The 23,771-nt window shown below is 63.1% G+C and carries 24 protein-coding genes and 4 pseudogenes; 18 read left to right on the top strand and 10 right to left on the bottom strand.

The annotated features are described in order from the left end of the window. Positions 1 to 348: 348 nt before the first annotated feature. The 13 genes and pseudogenes from ACSQ86_RS32970 (at position 349) to ACSQ86_RS32910 (ending at position 8,074) form a co-directional block, all read left to right on the top strand. The gene (locus tag ACSQ86_RS32970) at positions 349 to 630 is read left to right on the top strand and encodes a helix-turn-helix domain-containing protein (protein WP_436306990.1); all 282 of its coding nucleotides are present in this window, start codon (positions 349 to 351) and stop codon (positions 628 to 630) included. After that, complete coding sequence (locus ACSQ86_RS32965; protein ID WP_436306991.1) at positions 627 to 1,916, top strand: type II toxin-antitoxin system HipA family toxin; 1,290 nt, start codon at positions 627 to 629, stop codon at positions 1,914 to 1,916. Before ACSQ86_RS32970 ends, ACSQ86_RS32965 begins: the two co-directional genes overlap by 4 nt. Positions 1,917 to 1,982: 66 nt before the next feature. After that, positions 1,983 to 2,914: pseudogene (locus ACSQ86_RS32960) on the top strand (site-specific integrase). 94 nt (positions 2,915 to 3,008) lie between these two features. Next, a complete protein-coding gene (locus tag ACSQ86_RS32955) occupies positions 3,009 to 3,221 on the top strand; it encodes a type II toxin-antitoxin system VapB family antitoxin (protein WP_436306992.1) in 213 nt (70 codons plus the stop codon). After that, positions 3,221 to 3,604: a type II toxin-antitoxin system VapC family toxin gene (locus ACSQ86_RS32950; RefSeq protein WP_436306993.1), complete on the top strand. Its 384-nt coding sequence runs from the start codon at positions 3,221 to 3,223 to the stop codon at positions 3,602 to 3,604. The genes ACSQ86_RS32955 and ACSQ86_RS32950 overlap by 1 nt, the downstream gene beginning before the upstream one ends. A gap of 433 nt (positions 3,605 to 4,037) precedes the next feature. Then, positions 4,038 to 4,384 (top strand): annotated as a pseudogene (locus ACSQ86_RS32945) (integrase); the annotation flags it as partial. A gap of 386 nt (positions 4,385 to 4,770) precedes the next feature. Beyond that, positions 4,771 to 5,025: an AbrB/MazE/SpoVT family DNA-binding domain-containing protein gene (locus tag ACSQ86_RS32940; protein WP_093110424.1), complete on the top strand. Its 255-nt coding sequence runs from the start codon at positions 4,771 to 4,773 to the stop codon at positions 5,023 to 5,025. After that, positions 5,019 to 5,339 (top strand): type II toxin-antitoxin system PemK/MazF family toxin, encoded by a 321-nt coding sequence (locus tag ACSQ86_RS32935; RefSeq protein ID WP_093110425.1) that lies wholly within the window; start codon positions 5,019 to 5,021, stop codon positions 5,337 to 5,339. Before ACSQ86_RS32940 ends, ACSQ86_RS32935 begins: the two co-directional genes overlap by 7 nt. Before the next feature lie 191 nt (positions 5,340 to 5,530). After that, positions 5,531 to 6,096: pseudogene (locus ACSQ86_RS32930) on the top strand (autotransporter domain-containing protein). Between the two features lie 514 nt (positions 6,097 to 6,610). Then, on the top strand, positions 6,611 to 7,072 hold the full coding sequence (tnpA, locus tag ACSQ86_RS32925; protein ID WP_436306995.1) for an IS66-like element accessory protein TnpA: 462 nt from the start codon (positions 6,611 to 6,613) through the stop codon (positions 7,070 to 7,072). Beyond that, positions 7,069 to 7,410 carry an IS66 family insertion sequence element accessory protein TnpB gene (gene tnpB / locus ACSQ86_RS32920; RefSeq protein ID WP_436306996.1) on the top strand — a complete coding sequence of 114 codons (342 nt, stop codon included), beginning with the start codon at positions 7,069 to 7,071 and terminating at the stop codon, positions 7,408 to 7,410. Before tnpA ends, tnpB begins: the two co-directional genes overlap by 4 nt. Then, complete coding sequence (locus tag ACSQ86_RS32915; RefSeq protein WP_436306997.1) at positions 7,368 to 7,850, top strand: IS66 family transposase; 483 nt, start codon at positions 7,368 to 7,370, stop codon at positions 7,848 to 7,850. Before tnpB ends, ACSQ86_RS32915 begins: the two co-directional genes overlap by 43 nt. After that, positions 7,847 to 8,074, top strand: coding sequence for a hypothetical protein (locus ACSQ86_RS32910; protein WP_436306998.1), 228 nt, complete (start codon positions 7,847 to 7,849; stop codon positions 8,072 to 8,074). The genes ACSQ86_RS32915 and ACSQ86_RS32910 overlap by 4 nt, the downstream gene beginning before the upstream one ends. A 422-nt stretch (positions 8,075 to 8,496) precedes the next feature. Here the strand turns inward: ACSQ86_RS32910 and ACSQ86_RS32905 are convergent, their stop codons facing one another. Then, positions 8,497 to 9,654, bottom strand: coding sequence for an ABC transporter substrate-binding protein (locus tag ACSQ86_RS32905; protein ID WP_436310522.1), 1,158 nt, complete (start codon positions 9,652 to 9,654; stop codon positions 8,497 to 8,499). 176 nt (positions 9,655 to 9,830) lie between these two features. Between ACSQ86_RS32905 and ACSQ86_RS32900 the strand changes: the two genes are divergently transcribed. After that, the gene (locus ACSQ86_RS32900) at positions 9,831 to 10,016 is read left to right on the top strand and encodes a type II toxin-antitoxin system VapB family antitoxin (RefSeq protein ID WP_436307000.1); all 186 of its coding nucleotides are present in this window, start codon (positions 9,831 to 9,833) and stop codon (positions 10,014 to 10,016) included. Positions 10,017 to 10,935: 919 nt separating this feature from the next. On the opposite strand, the gene ACSQ86_RS32895 is transcribed toward ACSQ86_RS32900, so the two are convergent. From ACSQ86_RS32895 to ACSQ86_RS32875, 5 genes and pseudogenes are all read right to left on the bottom strand, one after another. After that, entirely contained in the window at positions 10,936 to 11,247 is a 312-nt protein-coding gene (locus ACSQ86_RS32895; protein ID WP_436307001.1) for a type II toxin-antitoxin system RelE/ParE family toxin, read from the bottom strand. After that, positions 11,244 to 11,528 (bottom strand): CopG family ribbon-helix-helix protein, encoded by a 285-nt coding sequence (locus ACSQ86_RS32890; RefSeq protein ID WP_436307002.1) that lies wholly within the window; start codon positions 11,526 to 11,528, stop codon positions 11,244 to 11,246. Before ACSQ86_RS32890 ends, ACSQ86_RS32895 begins: the two co-directional genes overlap by 4 nt. 882 nt (positions 11,529 to 12,410) lie before the next feature. Then, a pseudogene (locus tag ACSQ86_RS32885) lies at positions 12,411 to 12,677 on the bottom strand (IS30 family transposase); the annotation flags it as partial. 423 nt (positions 12,678 to 13,100) lie between these two features. After that, on the bottom strand, positions 13,101 to 13,439 hold the full coding sequence (gene mazF, locus ACSQ86_RS32880; RefSeq protein ID WP_436307003.1) for an endoribonuclease MazF: 339 nt from the start codon (positions 13,437 to 13,439) through the stop codon (positions 13,101 to 13,103). Continuing rightward, entirely contained in the window at positions 13,439 to 13,681 is a 243-nt protein-coding gene (locus tag ACSQ86_RS32875; protein ID WP_436307004.1) for an AbrB/MazE/SpoVT family DNA-binding domain-containing protein, read from the bottom strand. The genes mazF and ACSQ86_RS32875 overlap by 1 nt, the downstream gene beginning before the upstream one ends. A gap of 475 nt (positions 13,682 to 14,156) precedes the next feature. On the opposite strand from ACSQ86_RS32875, the gene ACSQ86_RS32870 reads away from it, so the two are divergent. Then, positions 14,157 to 14,573, top strand: a complete 417-nt coding sequence (locus ACSQ86_RS32870; RefSeq protein ID WP_436307005.1) for a hypothetical protein — start codon at positions 14,157 to 14,159, stop codon at positions 14,571 to 14,573. A gap of 327 nt (positions 14,574 to 14,900) precedes the next feature. On the opposite strand, the gene ACSQ86_RS32865 is transcribed toward ACSQ86_RS32870, so the two are convergent. Next, entirely contained in the window at positions 14,901 to 15,242 is a 342-nt protein-coding gene (locus ACSQ86_RS32865; RefSeq protein WP_436307006.1) for a hypothetical protein, read from the bottom strand. Positions 15,243 to 15,311: 69 nt separating this feature from the next. On the opposite strand from ACSQ86_RS32865, the gene ACSQ86_RS32860 reads away from it, so the two are divergent. Together ACSQ86_RS32860 and ACSQ86_RS32855 are read left to right on the top strand one after the other, a co-directional pair. Continuing rightward, the gene (locus ACSQ86_RS32860; RefSeq protein ID WP_436310890.1) at positions 15,312 to 18,188 is read left to right on the top strand and encodes an AMP-binding protein; all 2,877 of its coding nucleotides are present in this window, start codon (positions 15,312 to 15,314) and stop codon (positions 18,186 to 18,188) included. A 510-nt stretch (positions 18,189 to 18,698) separates the two neighbouring features. After that, positions 18,699 to 18,920 carry a hypothetical protein gene (locus ACSQ86_RS32855; RefSeq protein ID WP_436307008.1) on the top strand — a complete coding sequence of 74 codons (222 nt, stop codon included), beginning with the start codon at positions 18,699 to 18,701 and terminating at the stop codon, positions 18,918 to 18,920. 574 nt (positions 18,921 to 19,494) lie between these two features. Here the strand turns inward: ACSQ86_RS32855 and ACSQ86_RS32850 are convergent. Then, positions 19,495 to 21,138: a Fic family protein gene (locus ACSQ86_RS32850; RefSeq protein WP_436307009.1), complete on the bottom strand. Its 1,644-nt coding sequence runs from the start codon at positions 21,136 to 21,138 to the stop codon at positions 19,495 to 19,497. Between the two features lie 234 nt (positions 21,139 to 21,372). On the opposite strand from ACSQ86_RS32850, the gene ACSQ86_RS32845 reads away from it, so the two are divergent. Then, positions 21,373 to 21,753: a hypothetical protein gene (locus tag ACSQ86_RS32845; protein ID WP_436307010.1), complete on the top strand. Its 381-nt coding sequence runs from the start codon at positions 21,373 to 21,375 to the stop codon at positions 21,751 to 21,753. Between the two features lie 31 nt (positions 21,754 to 21,784). Here the strand turns inward: ACSQ86_RS32845 and ACSQ86_RS32840 are convergent, their stop codons facing one another. Both ACSQ86_RS32840 and ACSQ86_RS32835 read right to left on the bottom strand, forming a co-directional pair. Continuing rightward, positions 21,785 to 22,219, bottom strand: coding sequence for a hypothetical protein (locus ACSQ86_RS32840; protein WP_436310521.1), 435 nt, complete (start codon positions 22,217 to 22,219; stop codon positions 21,785 to 21,787). A 67-nt stretch (positions 22,220 to 22,286) separates the two neighbouring features. Next, positions 22,287 to 22,499: a hypothetical protein gene (locus tag ACSQ86_RS32835; protein WP_436310520.1), complete on the bottom strand. Its 213-nt coding sequence runs from the start codon at positions 22,497 to 22,499 to the stop codon at positions 22,287 to 22,289. Positions 22,500 to 23,771 lie beyond the last annotated feature (1,272 nt).

The raw sequence follows: 23,771 nt of genomic DNA, 5'->3' as shown, positions 1-23,771 counted from the left end.
ATCTCATGTTCCCGGGCGATTGGAACGCCCCACCTCCCACGTGCCCCGTGCGGAGCCTCTCCGCTGAGACTCGTGACGTCTTACAGCTATCTCCTCGAACGCGCGATCTGCCTGATGGCCTCGATCAGGTCCGTGGCTGAGAATTACTGCTTGAGCAGGTAACTGAGCAGCGTGTGGCCGCTTTGTTCGAGAGTCGGCAGGCACCCGGCCGGTGTGAGGCGATACCTGTTGCCCAAACCCTGCGCCATGAACTTCGTTCTCGATGAGGTTCTGCACGGCGGAGCCACTTTTTATCGTAAGTGATAAAAATCGCGTAAACTCACAGATCATTTATTCCAACGGATAAAAATGAACCTGACGGAGATTGGCCAAGCGCTCCGCGCCGCTCGAAAGCAACGGGGCCTCACCCTGCAGAAAGTGGCGGATGACCTGGGGATGAGCATCGCCACGATCTCTCGCCTGGAACGTGGTGACCTCGATGACATCGGAGTTCGTCGCCTGCTCCGGGTCGCTGAGTATGTTGGCATGCAGGTCCTCGTGCGGTCCGCCGGGTTCGGCATGACCCTTGATGAAGCCATGAAAGAGGCCGATAGGGACTTCCAGAGCGAAGGAAGGGGCCCGCGGCCATGAACGACCTCCTCTCGAAGATCGAAGCGAACGCGAAACGGCTTGACGTCCATGTGGCACCCCACAGAGCAGGCACCCTGGAGCGCGAAGGGGCCCAAGGTAGCGTGTTCGCCTACCTTCCCGAGACCGGCGAAGCCGACTTCGTCTCGTTGCTGATGCCCGTCAGGTTGCAGAGCTATGCGGCGGCGTCCACGCTGATTCCGGTGTTCCAGCAGAACCTACCAGAGGGGTTCTTGCGTCGAACGATCACGCAGCGTTTCGGAAAAGTCCTGGCCACCGATGATTTCGTACTGCTGGCGCTTACGGGCGCCAACACGATCGGCCGCCAGCAGATCGTCCCTTCGGGCTTCGCACGCGACTGGAACAAGCCACTTCGAGTAGACGTCAGGGCGATGATGGCCGACAGCCAGGCAGGGGTCCTCTTTGCGGAGCTATTGGACGAGTTCATTGGCTTTGGTGTCTCCGGTGCGCTTCCGAAGGTGCTGGTGCAGGAGCGCGCAACGATTCACGATACCCAGTGGATCCTGAAGGTCGGAGACAACTCACTTCCTTCGCTCGCCGTCAACGAGTACTTCACGATGCGCGCGGCTTCACTCGCCGGCCTCCATACACCGGAGTTCACGCTCTCCGAGGAGGGCACTGTGTTCGGCGTCAAGCGCTTCGACTATGACACCAGCGGCAACTCACTCGGGTTCGAGGACTTTTGTGCACTGCTCGCACTTCCGCCAGAGAGAAAGTACAGCGGCACGATGGAGCGGGTCTTCAAGGCCATTGACGCCTTCACGGTTGGACCCGAGCGCTTGAAGGCGAAGGAGGGAATGATCGCCGCGCAGCTATTCTCGATGGCGGCGCGAAACACCGACGCGCACCTGAAGAACTTCGGACTCCTGTATTCCAGCATCGCGGATGTCCGCTTGGCGCCGATGTTTGATATGGTGACGACGAAGGTCTATCCGCAGTACAGGAACGACATCCCCTCGATCTCGATCGCCGGCAAGAAGCTCGATGTGGCCGACAAGACCTTCGTGCGGTTCGCCCAGGAACGAGGTGGCATGACCACGCCCGGCCTTCGCGATATCGCCATCCGGATCGCCAGCGGCCTGGAAGAGGCGGCAGCTGAGCTGACCGTCTACGGCCGAGCCTATCCGGCCCATCAGGCGGTCTGCGACGGCATTGTCGAGCAATGGAAGTCCGGCGTGCAGATGCTCGACCAGTTGGTTCAAGGCATGGGCGCTCGCCGAAGGAGCGAGTCGGAAGACTTCGAGCTGGCTCCGCAACCAAAGGGTTGAGTAACCGGTCCCGCTTATCCGTCGTCACATCAAGTGCGGAAGATCCACATTTGCTTTTTTCTACGTATGGCCAGGCGCTGCGAATGCCAGTTGCGGGTGCCGGTCGCCATCCAGTTCATCGTCGATCACGCCGCGCGCAAGGCGGATGCGGCTTCCAAGGCCGGCCTGGTGAGCGAGCTGCCGCCGGACATCGACCAGGCGCTGGTGGCCAACGGCTACAAGGCGCGGCTCGGCGCGCCCGCGCTCAACACGCTCGTGCACCGCATCGCGGTGCTGTCCAAGGCGCACCAGCTGGCCAAGGCGGCGAATCCTTGCGCCGACCCGCTCGTGCGCGAGCTCCTGGCCCAGACGCGCCGCGCCTACGCCAAGCGCGGCGCGCGCCCGCGCAAGCAGCGCGCGCTCACCAAGGATCCGCTGCAAGCGGTGCTGGCAACCTGCGACGACACCCTGCACGGAAGACGCGATCGCGCCCTCCTCCTGTTCGCATGGGCCACCGGCGGGCGACGGCGCTCCGAGGTCGCCTCGGCCACGCTCGAGAACCTTCAGCGCGTTGGCGGGGATGGCGCCCGCTCCTATCTCCACACGCTCGCGCACTCCAAGACCAACCAGGCCGGCGCCGAGCGCCCGGAGGATGTCAAGCCCCTGGGGGGCAGTGCAGCGCAGGCCATGCAGGAGTGGCTCGCCGTGCTAACGGAAAGAGGCATCCAGCAAGGCCCCCTCTTTCGCCGCATTCGCAAGGGGGGCATCTAGGCGAGCCACTCGCGCCGGCGGCGGTGCGCGACATCGTCAAGGAGCGATGTGCGATGGCGGGGGTTGAAGGGAAGTTCTCTGCGCACTCGCTCAGGGCCGGGTTCGTGACGGAAGCCGGCCGGCAGAACATGTCGCTGCCCGAGACGATGGCCATGACCGGTCATCACAGCGTCGCGACCGTGATGGGCTACTTCCGCGCCGAAAGCGCGCTCGGCAGCAAGGTCAGCCGGATGCTGGATGAACCGTGAAGACGTTCTACCGCATTCTGTAGCCGAGAAGCTCCGGTAGCCTACCCACTCGCATCCAGATTGATGCACAATTGCATCATTTCAGGCGGCTGACATGCGAACGACTGTGACAATCGACGATGCGCTGTACGCAAAAGCCCTGGATGTGGCAGATCCCGGGATGGATAAAGCCGAGCTGTTTCGCGAGGCCATAGAAACCTTTGTTCGCGTCCGGGCTGCTAAGCGCCTCGCCGCGCTGGGTTCGGCTGCACCTGACATGCGAAGTGTTCCTCGCCGGCGCCCTCGCCGCCCAGCAACGCACTCCTGATGGGGCCCGTTCTTGTCGACACCTCCGTGTGGGTGAGTCACTTTCGCCACCGGAACAACGCTCTGATCGCGCTATTGCAGGCAGATCTGGTTCTGACGCATCCGATGATCGTTGCAGAGCTAGCATGCGGGACCCCGCCGGAACCGCGACTGCGAACGTTGGGCGATCTGGACCTTATGGAGAAAGTTCAGCAGGCGACTCTCACCGAGGTCAGGGATTTGATCGAACGAGAACGTCTCTATGGGCTCGGTTGTGGTCTGGTGGATCTCTCATTGCTCGCATCCACGATGCTCATGCGGCCCGCCAAACTCTGGACGCTCGACAAAAGCCTTGGCGCCCTTGCCATGCGTTTTGGCGTCATGCATCGGCCAGCACTGCACTGAGCTCGCGCGATCCGCCGTAGTTTCGACTAGGTACGACTGGCGGCCACGGGTTCGAAGCCCAGGACTGCCTTCGTCTCGAAATGCGCCGCCAGTGTCATAGTGCTCGACGAGCGGCGCAGCGCGGGCGGCCAGATCTACCCCTCCGTCACCGACGCGTTGTCACGCTGGTCGACGAGCGCGGGCCGGACTACGCCGACGGCCGCCAGCTCGCCGAGGCCTTCGCCGCGAGCGGCGGTAGCCGATGAACTGCGGTGAGACGCGCGCGATGACATTGCTCGCTAACCGTCGACGCAGTGATTGCCATGTGGCTCCCAGTGCAAGCACACCCTTCTCGCCGTCGCCCTGTGGGAGCAGGTCTTGCGCCGAGCACCGGCGCGCCCGACGATCTCACCCCGCACTCGCGAGGTCGCTGCGTGAACATGCCGTCGTCACGACGGGGAATGCTGAGCTACGTCTCGCCGAGAGCGGCATCAAGGAAGGCGCCCTCCTCCGCCGCATTCGCAAGGGGGCGCATCTAGGGGAGCTACTCGCGCCAGCGGCCCTGCGCGACATCGTGAAGGAGCGATATGCCATGGCCGGGTGGCCGGGTGGCGGGGTGGCGGGAAGTTTTAGCGCGCACTCGCTGAGGGCCGGGTTCGTGACGGAAGCCGGCCCACAGAACATGTCGCTGCCGAGACGATGGCCATGACCGGGCATCACAGCGTCGCGACCGTGATGGGCTATTTCCGCTCTGAAAGCTCACTCAACAGCAGGACCAGCCGGATGCTCGATGAGGAGTGAGGCGTTCCTGGTATCCGCGCTCGGCTTCATCGACGCCGCAAGCCATGGCCGTGCCGATCGACGGAGTTCACGTGCCGCCGCGGTCGCTCAGGGCGTCGCAGGCCGACAAGCCTCAGACTCTGGGAATCCCGTCGCTGCCGCTGCCGCACAGCACAAGTGGTGATCTTCGGCTGCGTCTGCGCCAGCAAGAGCCGCAGATGTCCGCTCGCGCGGGTCTTGCCGATGCGCGACAGTGCGCCAGAGCTTCGCGATCGAGCCTCTGCGCAAGACGCGCATGACCACCGAGGACAGCGGAGGCACAGGACAAGGCGTTACCACAAAATAATAACAACCCGCTTGACGGGTAGCGATGCACGGAATAACATTGTTGTCACTGGAGTAAGCCAATGCAAGTCACCATTCGACCATTCGGAAACAGCAAGGGCGTTGTCCTTCCCAAGCCACTTCTGGCGCAGGCGGGACTGGGCGATGAGGAAGCTGCTGAGATGACCGTCGAGAAGGGGGCCATCGTCTTGCGCAAAGCGGCGCGTCCGGCGCGAGCCGGCTGGGCCGAGGCCGCTATGGCGCTGGCCGCCAACGGCGGCGACGAGTTGGTCATGGGTGAATTCAGCAACGAAGCCGATGCGGAGTTGGCTTGGTGAGGCGTGGGGAGATCTGGCTTGTGAACCTGGACCCCACGGTCGGTAGCGAGATCAAGAAATCCCGCCCTTGCGTGGTAGTGTCCCCGGCTGAGCTGAACGACCATCTGCGCACCGTGATTGTGGCGCCGATGACCTCCAAGGGGTTCGCAGCGCCGTTTCGGGTAGCGCTGACGCACGGCGGCACCAAGGGTTTGATCCTGCTGGATCAGGTGCGCACGGTCGACAAAGCTCGCTTGGCCAAAAAACTTGGCGCGGTATCAGCGAAGACACTGGCGGCGACATTGGCGACGCTGCAAGAAGTCTTTGCAGCCTGAACAAGGGCCGCGGGGACCATCGACACGGGCGAGGGAGTGGCCAAATTCAGGGGGCGCTTCCAGTAACTGACCTCAACAGCTGGATCCGGCGCGCCTGACGGCGGGGGTGGAGGGAAAGTTTTCCGCGCACTCGCTCAGGGCGGGGTTCGTGACGGAAGCGGGCCGGCTACCTCGGCGGCTACGCCACCTGGATGGACGCGAGCGGCCTGTACGCCGATGCCGTGCTGCAGGCCGGTCGCCACCGCACCACCGTGCGCCCCGACGGCAACCCGAACGCCTCGGGCAAGGCCGAGAGCCTCACGGCCTCGATCGAAGCCGGCAAGTCCTTCCCCTTGGCCGCAACTGGCGCATCGAACCGCAGGCGCAGCTGATCTACCAGCGCAGCCGCTTCGACGATGTGCTGATCAGCGGCGCGAACGTGCGGCAGGACGCCGACGGCGGCTGGATCGGCCGCCTGGGCGTGCGCATCCAGGGCGACATCGCCACCGGCGCCGGGCGGCTGCAGCCCTATGCGCGCGCGAACCTGTACCGCGCGAGCGGCGGCGCGGACGTGGCCGAGTTCATCGGCCCGGCGGCCACGACGCGCATCGCCAGCGGCGTCGGCTACAGCTCGGGCGAAGTGGCGGGCGGCTTCACGCTGGCCGTGACACCGGCCAGCAGCCTCTACGGCGAGGTGGGGCGCGTCTTCGCCATCGGCGGCGAGGCCCGGGTGAAGTCCTCGGTGCAAGGCTCGGTGGGCATGAAGGTGCACTGGTAGTCCAGACTCGGCGCCAACTTGCAGCACTGAACGAAGGTCACATACAGGCATCGCACCACGCTCTCGACAGTTGCCGAAAGTCATGTCTTGCCCACACCTTTGTTGCTCGGAAACCAACTGAGTGGTCTGTCGCGCCAGACGCTTGTCGGGCTGGAGAATGGGACGTTGAGCGACCTGGGCTTCCAGCGAGTCGCCCAAGTGCTTTCGGTATTGGGCTGGACGTATCCGGGCCGACAACAGCTGCGAGTGAGAAGAAGCGCGGCCTTTGGATGGCGGCCGAAACGGCCAGCGTCAGCTATTCCAGCGAACTGGCGCCTGAAACTCTAGGCACGCACTGGCGAGCGGCGATGTTGCCGAACCCTTCATGGCACACCTGACTCACCTGTTGGATGAAGCGCCATTGCCGATCATCGTGATGGCAGTCGAAGAAGCGTGAGCGTCTGGCGATCCCATCTTGCTGCTCGGTGACGGGGCCGTGAGGATGGTGCCCACCTATTGATTTGGTGGGCACCTTATGAATCCCAATTCACGGAAGCTTCGGCGCCGGCATGACCCGGAGTTCAAGGCGACGGTCATGGCCGAGTGCCAGCAGCCCGGTGCCTCGGTCGCGGCGGTGTCGCTCGCGCACGGGCTCAACGTCAACCTGGTTCGCAAGTGGCTCGTCGGCAAGGGGCTGAAGCGCACGGGCTTGTCGGCGCCACGCACGGTCACGCCGCGACCGCATGTCGAGCCGACGACACCCGCCACTTCGACATCGCCGCCAGCGCTGCACTTCGTGCCGGTGGAGCTGGCCTCAGCCGGCGCAGAGGTCGCTCATGCGGTTGATCGCTCTGACGCCGACCGCGCGCCCGTCGAGGCCGACATCCACATAGAACTGCAATGCGGCGAGACTCGCTTGACGGTGCAATGGCCCGGCTCGCAGGCGGCGCACTGCGCGGCCTGGCTGGGCGAGGTGGCTGCGGCGGCGCTGAAGTGATCCGCATCGACAAGGTATGGCTGTGCGCGCAGCCGTTGGACATGCGCGCGGGCGCCGAGCGGCTGCTGGCCGCGGTCGTCTCGACACTTGGTGCCGCGCATGCCCATCACGGCTACCTCTTCGCCAACGCGCGCGCCACGCGCATCAAGCTCATCGTGCACGACGGCTTCGGCGTGTGGTGCGCTGCGCGGCGATTGAACGCCGGGCGCTTCGTATGGCTGTCGGCGACCGCGGCTGCGCCAGTGTCGCTGGAACTCACAAGGGCGCAGTTCGACGCCCTGGTGCTGGGCCTGCCATGGCAACGATTGCCCGAGATGAACGTCATAACCCGTATGTGACTGGCTCGGCGGCGCGCTCGCGCCGGTTGACAGCGCTTGCGCCAATGGTGCGAGGCAGAACGCTCTGGCACCATGCTGCGCATGCTTGGCACGCAAGGTCCTCTCCCCATAGACCCGACTACAGCCTCAACCACTGGGCACAGCTCACCCGTCATCTCGACGACGGCAACGTCCCGCTGGACAACAACTTCCTGGAGCGGCAGATCAAGCCTTGGCAGATGGGCCGCAAAAACTGGCTGTTTGCCGGAAGCGCACTCGCCGGCCAGCGCGCGGCCGTGGTGATGAGCCTGGTTCAGTCGGCCAAGCTCCACGGGCACGACCCTTGGCAATACTTGCGCGACGTCCTCGCGAGGCTGCCGACCCACCTGAACAGCCGGATCGAGGAGTTGCTGCCGCACCGCTGGCGCGTCCGCGCACTCAGCGAGCCGACGTCCACATGAAGAACCTCGAGGAACTGATCAACGATGGCGGCGAGATCACGGTCGGTGCGATCGGATCGATCGAGTGCGCCGCCACTGCCGCCGATGGCCACAACGCGCTGGCCATGCTCGTGAGGCGCAAAGGTGAGACTCTCAACGCGCTGCTCAAGCGGCTGGACAAGGCCATCGCCAAGTTCTACGAAGATGGCGTGGTCATCGACGAGATCAACGGTCCCGAAGATTGACCCGCGCTGCCGTCAAGGTGGGACGGCAAGACGCTCACGAAGAAGCGGCTTCTCATGAACACGTACTGCCGCGACAAGTCTGGCGCAACGTGGCGAAGCTCGCGAAGTCGCTGGCGGTGCACCGCAAAGGGCTGCCGGGGTGATGATGAAGAGCCTTCCTCGAGGTCCATGGAAAGCACTGTTCCCATGGGGTTGGCGCTCATTGAAAACATTCAAAAGCATTAGTCCAAATGTTCCGATACGAGCATCGTCTCAGCAAGGACATCAACATTTTCGTTCCCGCGCCCAGAATCGCCGACAGCCTGCATGTTCGTCTGCGGGAGCAAGAGCGAATGGCCGCAGCGTTGGGCTCGCTGGCTGCAGGCAGCGTGCTGCCGGCCGGCCGGAGGCTGAATGAGCGTCAGCTCTCCAACCGAAAAGGCTCAGCGAAGGTAACGCCCGTCAGCCTTGAGCATCGACAGTTCGGAGAATGTCAGGCCGCGGTGCTCGCCCGGCCGGTACGACACCGCAATGCCGCCGATGTCGAGCGTCTTGAACGACTCGAGGCCCTTTTGCAGCGACTCCGCCGTTGGTTTCGGTCCGGCCCGCTTCAGCCCCTCGACCATGACCTTGGCCGCTACATAGCCCTCGAGGCTGGCATAGCTGAACTCGATCGCGCCGATCTTCTTCATGGCCGCCTGGTACTCGGCAATCACCGGCATCGCGCTGTTCCATGGGGAAGGCACGACCTGGGAGATGACCACGCCGGCCACGTCCTTCTGGATGTCCTGATACAGCTTCTGCCCGTTCAGGAACGAGAACGAATAGAAGGCCGTCTGGCCGCCAGCCGCGCGGTAGGCCGTGATGAACTTCGCCGCCACTTCGTTGGTCGCCGCCAGCACCACCGCCTTGGGCTTGAGCTTGGCCAACTCCACCGCGCGCTCGGCGGCGTCGGAGCCATCGTTCTTGATTGCCACGCTGCCGGCCATTTTCTCGCCACGCTCGGCAATGAACTTTTCCGTACTGTCCCGCGCCGAGCGGGCGCCCGGGTTGTCGTTGTGCGCGAAGGCGATGCTTGAGATGCCGATCGTGAACAGGTGGTTCACGATGCGGCTGTATTCCTCGTCGAAGCTGATGCGCACCGGGAAACCGTATTCGGAGAACTTCGCGACCGGGCCCGCGCCGGTGTAAGGGCCGATGACGGGAACCCTAAGTTCGTTGGCCGCCTTCAGGGCGCCGACCGTCGACGATGTGCCAATGGGCATGAGGATGCCGACGGCGCCATCTCTGACCAAGGTCTTGACGTTCTGGGAGCCCTTGGCGGGGTCGTAGGCGTCGTCGAGCTGGCGCAGCTCGACCGGCCGGCCGTTGATGCCGCCATTCGCATTCAGCGTCGTGAACATGGCACGGATGCCGACCAGGGGCTCGGTCGACAAAGACGCCAGGGGGCCGGTCTGCACGTAGGTTTGCCCGATCACGAGCGGCTGGGTCTGTGCCTGTGCCTGTGCCTGTGCCTGTGCCTGTGCCTGTGCCGCCGGCGAAAATCCCACTACGAAGGCGGCCAGGGCCAAAGCCAGCAGATGAATCTTTTTGTGTCTCATGGTAACAACCTGTTTGTCACTTCATCTTAAAGCGCGAGCCCTCCAGGTAAGGGGAGCAACTGTGAAGAAATGCACGTATCCTGCATTTGGCTTCTTTCCTCGGCGCCTTCCGCGCTGTAGGCCGTTTCGTCTGACACCCCCGTGAACTCCGCTGAGCCGACGCACAGAGCGTCGTCATGACGGAACTGCTGCAAAGTGCGAAAGCCGCCAAGCTGACCGGTGCCCTGGACCGTACGGCGATGGTGCGCGAAGGGTTGAAGGCCCTCATCGAACGTGAGAGTGCCAGGCGTCTTGCGCGGCTGGGCGGAACGCAGCCCAACTTGAAGGCGGCACCGCGTAGGCGCGACGAGACCGCAGCTTGATACTGGTTGACACCTCCGTTTGGGTCGACCACTTTCGCAAGCCGGGGCGCCGCCGCTCGGAGGTGGCCGATGCGATCGCCTTGCGCTGAATCAGGCGCGACGGCAGTCGCCGCTCAAAAGGCCAGCGAGTGGAACTGGCGGGCCGCAGACGTGGTTCGTCCAACATCGCGCCCGACAAGGGCGCGGTCTTCCGCGAAGCCACACGCCTGCTGAGGCCGGGCGGCCGGCTGACGCTGCGAACTAGGCAGAATGGCTTGAGCCGTTGAGGTGGCCGTCTCCGGGACTACCGTGGGTTGCGCACCGGGGGTTCGCCGAGCCACAACGCTGCACCCCGAGGGGCGGACAGCGTGCAACGAGCAAGGCGCCGGAATCGAACCGGCGCACCTTTCGGTGGGGATTTTGAATCCGCTGGCTGATCCAGTGTGACCTCAACCTTCGGCGGTCACTCTTGCGCCCGTTGCGGCGCGAAGCCGAGCACTCATGGCAAGTGCGGGGTTGGCGCGGCCAAAATTGCTGGTGCCTTAGTCATCTTGGACTGCGTTGCGAAACGCGCCCCTCGCGACCTCCGCAGGGTCGCGCTCGTTCTGTACAGGCCACAGCCCTAAACCCCAGTCCAACATGTCGTTGTACATTGCGCGCCCTTCCGTAAGACGCAGCATCTCAGCAGCAAATTTCTCAGCCCACTCAACCATCGCTCCCTCCCCAATTCAGCGAAATGATGCCCGAGCGCGCCTTGCGCTGCGCGCGCGAGGTTATTCAGGTTATTGGGGTTATTCACGCCCTGCCGTCTTTGCAAGTGGGCGTCGCTGGTGTCTCTATGGCCGCCATCAAGAGGATGAGGAGCAGGCCAACAACCCACACTGCGGGATTGCATCGCCATCCGACGGCGCAGAACATCCGACCGGCGTGGACACAGACTTCAGCGCCGGCGTTTGAAACCCCGCTCGCGCTGGCAACGTATGGCCAGAATGAAGACGATGTCGAGATCTGCCAGAAAGCGGTATAGCGCGACGTACCCGCGCGATCCGTGCCCGATGACCAATTCGCGCTTGCCACCTTTCACAGGCCGGCCAATAAGAGGGCTGAGAGTCAAGATTTGCAGGGACTGAACGATCTGCTCAATCCGCCCTGGCCCATCGGTTCCCTCGAACTTGGCCATGTGATCAAAGAACCGATCAAAGTCGTCAAAGACCTCCGGCGCAAGCTCAAGCCGAACTCCTCGACCGCTCACCGAACGAGCCTGCGGGCTGCCGGCCTCCTCGGCCGCTCTCCCTTCAAGCGAGCCTCAAGGTATGCCTTGGCATCATCCCAGGGAACGGTCTTGCCAGTCGAAAGCACTTTGGCCCAGCGCGCGTCGGCGACGCGATGAAGCTCCTCCTCTATCTCGACTTGTTCGACAGTCTGAGCGATCGCGTCGACGATGAAGGCGTGAGCAGTTTTCCCGGCTCGCTCCGCAGCTGCGGCGACCCGCGCCTTCAAGTCATCCTCAATGCGAATGGTGGTCGTGGACATCGGTGATTCCTGTCCCACCTATTGTAGCACACTAGTGCTACTTTACCGCCATTGGAGCCACCTACCCGCGGTAGAGGAGAATCTTTGAAGGGTCACAAGCCACAGAAAGCTAGCTTTAGCAGCCCTCCTGAAGCGCTCACGATGGCTTGTTCCAGCAAAGGCCGGGCACCGCATGGGGTGGACGGTCACTACGCGATGCGCGTCCAACACGTCAGACGTCTCTGTCGGTGGGTTCCAACATGGCCTTGTTGCTCAAACCACCTTGTGCGTTCGAAAGTGAATTCCTGCGGCTCCTGCTGCAGCGGCGAGCGTTCGCGCACGCGAAGTGAGTCTAGCGCCGTTGCCTGCCTATGCCCATGAGGAGTTCGTGGTTTGCGCGCGGGTTTACGCGTTTAAAGCCACCACCTCGTAGCATCGAAAGAACCTCTGATCACGCCTTCACGACAGAACATCGCAGCGTCACGAAAGCGTTCGATCACGGCGACGGTTGCGGCCATTGGCACGGCCCTGACTGACAGCTCTGTGCGAGTACCTACCAAGTCGAGGTCGCCATGCGTGAAAAACCGGTCTCGTACGAGGTTGCCAGACGTCACCTCCTCGATGCGTTGAGTGGGGCGCCCAGAAAGCCCGCCAAGCGCGCCACACGGTCTTCGACGAGTGTGGCTAAGCCCTCAGGCGCAGCGAAATCAATCATCAAGCGCGCAGCCACAGCGCCGACACGCAGGGTTGCGAGATAGCCGTGAGTTCGAGTTCGCCCGCCGAACGTCGCAGTCGCGAACGTTGAGTCCATAGAGAGGTCGGCCAAGTTGGTCCAAGCCGATGGGCGCCACCGCCCTCTCCTTTCAGTTGGCGGTTTCAAGTCTGAAGTGCAACAGGGTTGAGTCAGTGGATTGACGCTGGCGGTTGATGGGACGATGCGAGTGTTCGTGCGAACACCTCCAGAGGCGTGTGCCACGCGTGCGTGGCGCGAGGCCGGTTGTTCATGCTGTCGGCGATCCCATCGAGCTCGTCCTGGCTGAACAAGCTCAGGTCCGTACCCTTGGGCATGTACTGACGAAGCAGGCCGTTTGTGTTCTCGCAAGTGCCGCGCTGCCAAGGGCTGTGCGGGTCGCAGAAGTACACCTTCACGCCGGTCTGTGCCGTCAGATCAAGCCCGAGTGAGAGTGAACTTCGGCGCGGGCGAGCACAGTGGCCGACGGGGCCGCCCGCGTCGACCGGCTGGCCGGGTGCGGCTCGCGAGAGCGGCTTCGGCAGGCACCAGATGGACGAGGTGGGGATGTGCTGGCCGTACAGCACGGTCTTCGCCACCAGATGTTTCTTGTTCGTCCAACCCTGCCGAAAACAGCGAAAACATTCGGCGACAGCTGCCGGACGATTCACGACTCCCGTTCCACCGAGCTACGGGGGCCTTCAGGTTTCGAGCGGCGTCGCGCTTGCCGCCGAGGCACTGCCGGCACGCATCCAGGGCAGCGTCGCCAAGCTCATCATGCCCGGCCGGCGCGCGACAGCAGAGCCAGCCCTTGGAGTTGGCCGCCTGAAGAAAACAATGCGCGAATCTCAGAAAAGGAAATACTAAGGCTGGCCGATGAGCGCGATTGCCTTTGCCCTGACTTCGGCCAACTCTGCAGAAGAAGCCCTGCCCTTGCGGCTCGCTTTGCGGACCACCCAATCAAGGCTCTTCACTTGATCGGCCAGGGCCGTGCCTGCTCGGGCTCCAGCAATCTCGACCTCGAACGGATAGCCCTTTACTTGCGTCGTCAAAGGGCAGCAAAGCATCAAGCCGGTCTTTCCGTTGTACGCCGACGGGCTGAGCACCAACGCGGGCCTATGCCCGGCCTGCTCGTGCCCGGCTTGCGGGTCAAAATGCAGCCACACAATGTCCCCGGCCTCGGGCACATAGCGGCGAACCATCAGAACGCCTCTTTGCCCACAGCCGGACCGAAGCTGACTTCGCCGTGCAAATTTTCGGGGGTGATCCGGGCCAGCAACCTTGTGAGTTCGAATTCGCCCGGCCGTACAGGTTCGATCACGATACGCCCTTCCTCCTCACGCACGTCTACGGTTTCGTCCAAATGCAGCCGAGCTGCCTCCATCACCGCCGCAGGAATGCGCACCGACGCGCTGTTGCCCCATTTCTTCACCATTACATGCATGTGGCCTCCGTTGTATCGTCAATGTCGATACCTTACCGCATTTTTGCGAACGTAGCAACATTGTCGATACAGGCTGGTTTTGCCGGCGTTGGGTGCGCGAAGTTGGCGAGGCGCATGGGCTAGTCGCATCAAGCAACCTTGCTGCGTGGACCTCCGATGCGGAACATGCCGCCGGCTGCGCGCAGGTGAACACGCGCCTTATGGAGCCTGGTCGTCCCTCGCCGTCAAATGGGGTGAAGTTCACAGGTGGCTCGCTTGGGTTGGCAGGCCTTGGCATATAGGTCACCTTGAATGTTGTCCACCGAATCGGTACATGATAGGTGGCGAAAGAGCGCATGGAACTGGCGCGCCTTGCTTTACGTCGGTGCGAGGCTCGCAAGTCGTTGCCGCGCAAAGTGTTTTTGCCCCAAAGCGCACCAATTTCCGTGAAAGGTACGATCACCCCTAAAGAGGCTTGAGCACGAAGGAGCTTCACATGAAACGGTTTCGTCGTTGGTCGGCAGTCGCTCTTCTGACACTGACATGTCTCCAGAGTGCGTGGGCCGACGAAGAGGCGGTGCGGACGTTGGCGATCTCTGCGCAGAAGACGCTCAACAACCTCTCAACCCAGGTCACAGATCTTCAAGCAATGGGCGATCGCAAAACCTTCGACGCTGTCAAGACAACGCTCGATCGTCAGGCGGCGCGGTGGCCCGAGGAGACGGATTCCACGGAAAAGTATCGCCCATGCAAGAACGCATTGGAGCGGGCGAGCTATGTGGCGTTTCTTACGCGCATGAAGGCGACAAGTTCTTTGGACGACAAGGTCTGGATACTCGAGCGTGGAAAGATGACGGATCGTCGTGCAGCGTGCGAGCGTGCAATGCGCCGCCCCTTCACCAAGACGTCCTGATCATGCTGGAATTTGGTTCGGCGCAAGTTCACATATCCATGCGGGCGCCGTTATCGCTGCCAATCATCGCGCAGCACCTACTACTACCGTTCGACCGTGCAGCCTGAGCAGATTGCCGATGGACGTCTGGTCGAACTCATCGGTGACATCCAGGACGAGCTGCCTGGCTACGGCTATCGCGTGACGCGTGAGCTGCACGCGGGCACCCGGTGAACCAATAAACGGGTTGCTCGCGTGATGAGGGCCAACGGACAGGGAATCGGAGTGATCGTACTTTTTGCGCAAACTGATACGGCCAGCGGCGATATTCCGTTGGAGATCAAGGCTTTACGGCGACCGACGGTCACGACATGACCCGAGCTCGCAAGTCGTTGCCGCGCAAGGTGTTTTTGCCCCAAAGCGCCCCAGTTTCCGTGAAAAGTACGAGCATCCCAAGTGGGGCTCCGGTGCAAACTTTTTAGCGTGGCCGAGTAACTTGCCAAAGCGCCGCGCGGGTCGGGCCGAAAGCACGGCGTTCCAGATCGTGGGCGCAGCTTGGCCTCGAACGCGCAGCCGGGCGAGATCGAACTGGCCCTTGCGGATGCGATGCAGCAACTCCACGCCAGCGATCGTCACCGCCGCGTGATTGAGGACCTTGAAGTCGAGCATGGGGTTGATGCGCGACTTCACGCCCTGATGGCTTTCTTGCCGGGGCGTCGAGAACGGCGCAGGATGGTTTCGCCTATGGAAAGAACCTTGATGGCACCTCAACCCAAGGCCCCCCAATGCAGGAGCGGTAATCAGCCAATGAACGTAGACTCGCCTTCTCGCGCAGTGTCGGACGAGGCTGTACTGCAGATCGTGCGGGAGGTCTTGACCGAACTTCACCCAGGTCGCGCGGACATGGGCCCGGTTACGCTGGACAGCGCGCTCGAGGAAGACCTTGGCTTGGACAGCCTGGCGCGCGTGGAGCTGTTGATGCGCCTCGAGCGCGCGTTTGGCGTCCGCCCGCCGGAGCATATGCTGAGCACGGCCGAAGCGCCTCGGGACCTGCTGTGTGCGCTGCTGGCCGCACGTGGTCCACGCCAGACGCAAGTGCTGCAGGCACAGCGGCTTCCGGTGCCCGAACGCGTCTCGCAAGCGCCGCACGCGGCGGCGACTCTGCAGCAGGTGCTCGACTGGCATGTGCGGGCTCATCCGCAGCGCGAGCACGTCGTGATCGACAACGGCGGCGACGACGGACTGACGCGCCTGTGCTATGCCGATTTGCAGCAGGGCGCCGCTTGTGTCGCTGCGGGGCTGCTGGATCGGGGCTTTCAGCCGGGTCAGCCCGTGGCGCTCATGCTGCCGACCAGCCGTGAGTACTTCTTCAGCTTCGCCGGCGTTCTGCTCGCCGGAGGCATCCCGGTACCGATCTACCCGCCGGCGCGGGCGGCGCAGATCGAAGAGCACCTGCGGCGTCACGTCGGCATCCTCACCAATGCGCTGGCCACGGTGCTGATCACCGTACCGCAGGCCAAGGCGCTGGCGACGCTGCTCAAGTCGCAGGTGCCGTCGCTGCGCGTTGTCTGCACCGTTGAAGAACTGTCCTCGTGCACTGCCTCCTTGGAACGCGTCACTGCCCATGCAAGCGATATCGCCTTGCTGCAGTACACCTCCGGCAGTACCAGCAGTCCCAAGGGAGTGGTCCTGACGCACGCCAACCTGCTCGCCAACCTGCGGGCCATGGGGCAGGTCCTGCAAGTCAGTTCCGAAGACGTCTTCGTCTCTTGGCTGCCGCTGTACCACGACATGGGGCTGATCGGGGCGTGGCTGGGCAGCCTGTACTACGCGTATCCGCTGGTGGCGATGTCGCCGCTGAGGTTTCTCGCGCGACCGGAACGCTGGCTGTGGGCCGTGCACCGGCACTCCGGCACGCTTTCGGGTGGGCCCAACTTCGGCTACGAGTTGTGCCTGCGCAGGCTGGACGAGGCCACGCTGGACGGGCTCGACCTTTCCAGTTGGCGATTTGCGTTCAACGGCGCTGAACCGGTCAGCGCGACGACCATGCTGGAATTTCAGCAACGCTTTGCCCGCTACGGGCTGCGGCCGCAAGCGCTGGCACCAGTGTACGGATTGGCGGAGACTTCGCTGGGCCTGACCTTCCCGCCGCCAGGGCGGGGTCTGATAGTGGACCGCATCGACCGCCAAGCGTTCTCGCGCTCGGGCCGCGCGCTGTCCGCGGCGACCGGCGCGTCTGACGTGCAGCTGGTCGTGGCATGCGGCCAGCCGCTGCCGGGCCATGAGGTCCGCCTGGTCGACTCGACGGGACGTGAGGTGGCGGAACGCCAGGAAGGGCGTCTGCTGTTCAAGGGACCGTCGGCCACCAGCGGCTACTTCCGCAACTCGAAGGAGACGCGCCGACTGTTCGATGGCGAGTGGCTGGACTCGGGCGACTACGCCTACATGGCACAAGGCGACGTCTACATCACCGGGCGGGCGAAGGACGTGATCATTCGGGGCGGCCGTCAGGTGTACCCGTATGACCTGGAGGAGGTCATCGGCGCGATTCCCTCTATCCGCAAGGGCTGCGTCGCCGTGTTCGGCAGCCCGGACCCTCGGACCCGCAGCGAACGGATCGTCGTCATGGCGGAAACCCGCAGTATGCCCCCCGAGGCGCAAGCGCAACTGCGCCGCCAGATCAACACCGCCGCGGTCAGCGTCCTCGGTGCGCCGCCGGACGACGTGGTCCTGGTGCCGCCGTACACGGTCTTGAAGACATCAAGCGGCAAGCTTCGTCGCGCGGCCAGCCGCGAACTGTACGAGAACGGTGGCGCTTCGGCCGAGCAGCCGGCGCCGTGGCGGCAGATCGCGCGGTTTGCATGGCAGGCAATACTGCCGCAACTACGGCGTGCCTGGCGCGTCGGTGCGGAGGTGGCCTACGCTGGATATGTCTGGCTGGTGTTCTGGATGCTCGCGCCCATCACGTGGGCGCTGGCCGCAGTGCTGCCCAAGTCGTCCTGGAGCTGGGCGCTAAGCCACCATGCGGCCCGGCTCTTCTTACGTCTGTCCGGGCTCCCGTTGGCAGTCGAGGGACTCGAGAATTTGCCGCGAGAGGCGACCTGTGTGGTCGTGGCGAACCACGCGAGCTATCTGGATGGAATCATTCTGGTCGCCGCACTGCCGCGCCATGTCCGCTTTGTCGCCAAGCGAGCGCTCCAGGAACAGTTCATCCCACGGTTGTACTTGCGAGGTCTCGGCGCCATTTTTGTAGACCGCGACGACGCGCAGCGCGGGGCGGAGGACGTCGCGCGGGTGACGCGCAGCGTTTGCGCCGGCACAGCCATGCTGTTCTTTCCGGAAGGCACGTTCCGGCGCGTGCCAGGCTTGCTGCCGTTCCATGCGGGCGCGTTCTCCGCGGCAGCGCAGGCCGGAGTGCCCGTAGTGCCGGTGACGATCCGCGGCACGCGCTCCGTGCTGCGCGACGGCCAGTGGTTCCCACGCCGCGTGCCGATCAGCGTGATGGTCAGTGCCCCGGTCCGACCGGATGGTGACGATTGGTCAGCGTCGATCCGGCTGCGCGACGCCGTGCGCGCGGAGATCCTGAACCGGTGCGCAGAGCCGGACGCCGACGACGGAGGCTGCCTGCATTCGTAAAGTCGCGTGGTCCTGGGAGAAACTGAAGAAACTGGGGTCAGATTTTCATTGCCGCAGATGCTGTACTTGGAACCTATCATCCCGTTCTTTCCTCTGGGGATCAATCGAACCGTTCGATGGCAGACGAATGGGACCGAGCTTGGTCTACACGTTGCGAACGCATACCCGCATCCGCAGTGCATCGCATCCGCAAGGGCCGGTTCAATCTCGGCCGTCTGCGCCAGAGCGGCCAAGCTGCGACCGCGATCTGGAACGCAGTGCTGTCGATCTGACCGGCGCAACGCATTCGCGAGCGTCGTTCGCCGGGGCAGGCTTCCTCGATCTCGGCAATGGAAAGCGGCAGCCTGCGCCTCAGCGCTGCGATCACGGCCGGCGCACCCATACAATGCTGCGCCGCAGCATGTGTCCATGGCGACACCGGTTCCCGGCCCTGTCCTCGCCAGCAGGTCCGGGCCTTGACAACCGGCGCGCGCGGCTGCGCCCGCGCGGCTGGCCGACCTGGAGCAATCAATGAACCACCCGCAAGCCCCCTCTTGCGACGACAACATCAAGCCCTCGCTGCTGCGCCGCATTCCACTGGCGCTCGGCGCCTTGCACCATCGGCAGCATGCCAAGGCCGGGATGACTCGCGCGATGGGTGCAGGCATCGCGAGTCCGATGACGGACCTCGATGCGAAGGCGCGCCAGGAGCGGATGGACCAGGCTTACGCGTTTGGGTTCGCCCGCCCATAGGTCCTTGCACCTTACCGAGCACATGAGATAGCAATTTGGAATCGTGGTTTTAAACAGAGTAACGCCAGACTTAAACAAGCTGCAGGTTGGTCTAAATGTTGGTCCGGAAGTTGCAAAACGCATGATTGACAAATTGAGATGGCGTTTTTATGGAACGACATCCGTAGGTGTCTGGGCAATGCCCAGGGCCAGCTCATCTCCCGAATGGGCGTTTCGCGATTACTTCATCAAGGAGCCGACCTTAGATTGGCCAAGCGGGTACACGACGATTACGTATCTTGCACCTGTCCTAGTGAGGAAAATCGAGCTCCTTAACATGGAGACCAAGGAAGTCTTTGGCGAAATTCCGCTTATGTCACCTTGAGACGTCGCCAGCACGTTTTTTGAATCTCTCTGTGCGCCTTGTCTGGAACCACTTGCGGGCCCTTGCAGCGGGGCGCCCCATTGCGCCACGGCCTGGTTCGAATGCTCTCGCCCGCTTGCACCCGATGGGAGCTGCCAATCTCGAACGCGCACTCAGAACTCGGCGCACCTTGCCGCGCGCGAGGTCCTTCCGACAGGGTCCGTGTGGCGCTCAGCCGCGCGGGCGTTGGGGATCGTCTTCGTCAATGTTGGCGTCTGAGGCGCCATCGTTGCGGCGCGTGTTGGCCTGCGCCTCCCTCGCTGCGGCCAGGCTCTGGGCGACGAACGTCGCAAACGGCCTGATGTCGCTCTGGCCGCTTGCCGCGTTGAACGCCGCCATGTACCGGTCGCGTTCTTCAAGACGCAGCACCGTCCATGGGAACCCGCCGGAGGCCAGCATCGCGTTCATGACGAATCGCCCAAGACGACCGTTGCCGTCCATGTACGGATGAATGAAGACGAACATGAAGTGGCCCAAGACCGCGCGCACTCCTGCCGATGGCTCGTCGCGTAGCAGCTCGAAAAGCACGGGCATCATGACCCGCACCGCTTCACGCGGCGGTGGTACGTGCTGGGCGTTGCGAATGTAGACCTGATGGCCTCGGTAGCCCGCGAGGTCGCTTGGCGCGAGGAGTCCGGCTGTGACGCTCGGCGAGAACATTGCTCGGAACCAAGCGCCATGATCGCTTTTGAGGACGTCGCCAGCGTTCGCACCCGCGAAGATCTTTTGAATGGAGGCCTTGACTTCGTTGTGCGCTAGCCAGTAGCCGTGTGCCGCCATCCCATCTCTCGACTGCCGGTCCTGCTCATGGATGTCCTCGTTCCAGTCTCCGGCTGCCACGCGACGGATCAGTTCAGGCGTGACTCGATAGCCCTCGATGGACAGAGAGTGGTAGGCATCGGTGACGTAGACGTCTTCGATCGCCTTCATGAACGCGGGAACGTCCCTCGGAAGGTCCTGCTCCTCGCGCGGGAAGGTGTTGGCCACGTCGTCGCGCATGGACGCCCACATGAGCCGCAATCTGGAGACGTAGGGGGACTCGATGCGGTCGCCTGGCACGATTCGCGGCGGGGTCTCGAACGGGTTGGATTCGGTGACCTGGTTGCCCAAGGTGCGCATGAATCCGACGATATCGTCCGCAATCGCGTCTCGGCCCACAGCGCGGAAGGCGCCCGCGAGGCGGCCGGCAATTGTGCGGTGGTTTCCTTCTGCGAGCAGACGGCTGAGCTCCGACGCGTCGCTGATTGACAGCAATGCAACTTGCGCGTCCTGGGCGGAGGCTCTAAAGAAGTTCTCTGGCGCCTTCAGGAGTGCCTGTGCCAGCGTCATCGTGCGAATATTGCCGACGCTGTCGCGCCGGTCCGAGCCCGGAAAGTCTTTGGCCTGGTAGTCCATGAGGGAGAACCCGTTCGGCAAGGCAACCACGCTGTTCTTGCCCAGTGGCGCGTGAACGACGACCTGATTGGGCAGCAGGGTCGTGCCGGCGTGAAGTTTCAGCGAATAGTCCGCGGCAACGCACCAGTCCGCGCCGAACCTGGCGTTGCAATAGGCGGCGATAAAGTCCTTCATGCCCGCAATCCATGGCGTGGTGTCGCCGGCCTTCGCCGAAGGGTTGGCGGACATGTACCAGCCCTGGATCACTGGTTGGATATACCCGGCATGGAGCAACGCCTCACGGTCCGCGCGCGAGAATTGATTCGTGCTGAAGACGCTTAAGCCCTGTTGCTGCAAGGCGTGCAACGCCTCGAGGCCGGCGGCGAGTCGCCTCTGAGCAGGGGTGGCTGTTCGGCTGGCGGTCGCCTGATTCGTTGCCATGCTTCGCCCTCGTTACTTGGGTCCAGATCCAAAAGTCACCGGTGGCTAGGTTTCTCCGACAACCGGCAGCTAGGGTTTATTGTAACCAATAGCTAGGTTTCATTGTCTTCCGAGCGCTAGGTTTTTATGTAGCCGACAGCTAGGTTTTGTTGTTCACTCCATGCGATTCCGGCTCGACGGCTCTCGGCTGGCTGATCGATGCAGAGATCTCGGTTGAACGGTACGAGGCACCGTTTGCGCGGCGAGCAGGCGCAGAAGAATCATCCCGACGGCTTCTTCTTGCTTTGTCGGAAGGCTTACTTCGTAGAGTCGGCGGGGAATGCTTACACGACGATCTTGCAGCTCCCCGGCCGGGAGCTGTACCTGGCATCGCTGTGGTACGGCGCCACCCCTGACCGATTGGTACAGCAATGCACCGACGGCGTCCAATTCGGCGACCCAGAGTTTGGCGAGGACAATTGCATGATCTCCATCGCAGTGAACGCATTGGATGAGGGATTGATTGTTTCGGAGGACGCCAGTCCGCACATGCGCTATGTCGAAGTTGGATCGGGTTTGCGGATGCCCTTCGTGAAGGAAGAGAACCTGTTCGACCTTGGAATCGTCCTGGCTTGAAGTTGAAGAGCATGCGACTGGCTCAACTCCGCTAAGCGACGCGCGTGATAGTGACGTTTATCTCGCCGCGATTGTTCCAGTACGCAAACCAGGCATCGTTGGCGAATAGGTGCAGCTCTTCATCGCGGCTGCCGCCCTGCCCTTCATAGGTCCACTGAAGGTGCTTCCCAACTGGGAAAAGGTGTTCACCGGATCGTCCCACCGAACCGATCAGCTGGAACCACCTTCCCGACTCACAGCGCAAGGCCCAACTCACCATTGACTGCACGAAAGTGGGTCTATCCCGCCCATCGGCATCAGTGTCGAGCTTCCAGTCCTGCCAGTGGCTCTTGTCAGCGACGATCACGTATTTCGCACCACGCTTGAGGACCACGCCGGTCGGAACGTAGCGGGAGGCGCTCGGCACGCACACGCTAGTGGACTGACCGATGGCTAGCTGCGCAGCGTGGTGCTTGCGTGCGCTCAACGCGTGCCCCCCATGCCTTGCACGCCGGTGGCGCGTTGAGCATCCAAACAAGCCAAGTCCACGGCGCTCATTGATCCGGTGCGTTGAAGTAGCAAGTCAGACCGTCCTCGTCACCCTTGATTCCGTAGATCTTCCGGTCAATCTGTCCGGCCTCCAGATCGCGTCGAGAGCGAAGGGTGCGACCGAACACGTTCAACATCTTCTTGGGCATCTTGTCTTGGACAAAGTACCCATGGCCACCGCCACCATCCCTTGTATTGGTGCAGCTGATGTAGCGCATGTACGGAACTCGAAGCCGATCGGGTGTAAGGTCTGTCCCGAGCTTCAACTGTGTGTCACCCGTCAGACCGTTGTCTGCGATGCTCGCTCCGGCCAAGACCGAGTCGCCGTCGTTGAATGTCACGAAGAGCTGGCTGTTGGGCCGGATCTTGGCGAGCCATTCGCGATGACCGACCGCCCGAACACACGGCGCCAGGAGTGCGACGTTCTGTGCTGTAGCGATCGACTCGGCCGCCCCCGATTCGTGAAGATCAACATAGTCCCCTCCGGTCGTTGGACGCAGATTCTCGGCGTCGTCTCCACCCCGGAGACCGCGGAGAACGTGGATTGACGAGATGGCCGACTGGGCTTAGGTCCACGGCATCTCCAGCGCGGTGGCCGAGCAACGCAAAGCGAGGCGTCAACCAGCAGATCCCATCAGATGGCCAAAAGCCACGACCAAAGTCCGGATGTACGGGAGCAATCTTTACCCGAGCACGCTGGAGCGATGACCGGCGAGTTGCTGGCGCGCATCGGACGCGGTCCGTCGGGACCCTCGCCCTAGGCGCCTGCTTCAGGGCCGCTCGCCTGCTGGCTGCTCTCGGTGCTCGGCGTGTCGGCGAGTAACTCTCGTGGTGTAAGGAGCGCACCTGCGGCGAAGATAGGCTGGATGTCTGCGCCTCTCACCGCTTCTTGGTTGTTCCTCCTCGCTTCCTTATCTGCTCCCTCGTGGTCGCAAGCCGTGAATCGAGGCCAGCTTGAAGCATCCGCGTCGATCCTGCTGCGTGACGTCGCTGCCGAGCTGTGCGGCAAGAGCGCCCGGCCCGCGGATGCTGACCTGGCTCAGCCGTCGCCGACGTCTCGAAGCCGCTTGAACGACGCAGAGTTGGTGTTCAAAAGCCTTGGCTATGGGCAGGCATCGATCAACGGGTTCGACACGCGCCTGCAAGGTCTGCCGGCCGGTCCGGAATGCCGCGCGCACGCGATCTCGGCGCTATGGCAACACTTCACCGCGTTGGGCCGCCCGAAGGCTGCTTCGGGCAGCGAGAGTGCTGGAGGTCCCGAGATGGTCGACTTGCCTGCAGTCGCCGAGCTTCCGCAGCTCCCCACAGCCACGGAACGGCAGAGGGCGTCTTCCACGCCGAGCAGGCCTCGGCGGCAAGGCTCCCAGCAACTGCCGAGCCTGAGCGTCGCGCCCCTTGTTGGACCCGAGGTAAGCAGGCCATCGGATGCTGCGCCGCCGCCGGCGCCGGCGCCCATGGCGGAGAGCGCGCCCGCCAGCGGACCAGTTGCC

It is taken from the genome of Variovorax sp. LjRoot130 (assembly GCF_964253755.1).
Taxonomy (GTDB): Bacteria; Pseudomonadota; Gammaproteobacteria; order Burkholderiales; family Burkholderiaceae_C; genus Variovorax.
Note: the sequence above shows the minus strand (reverse complement) of the source record. Positions and strands in the feature narration are given on the sequence as shown.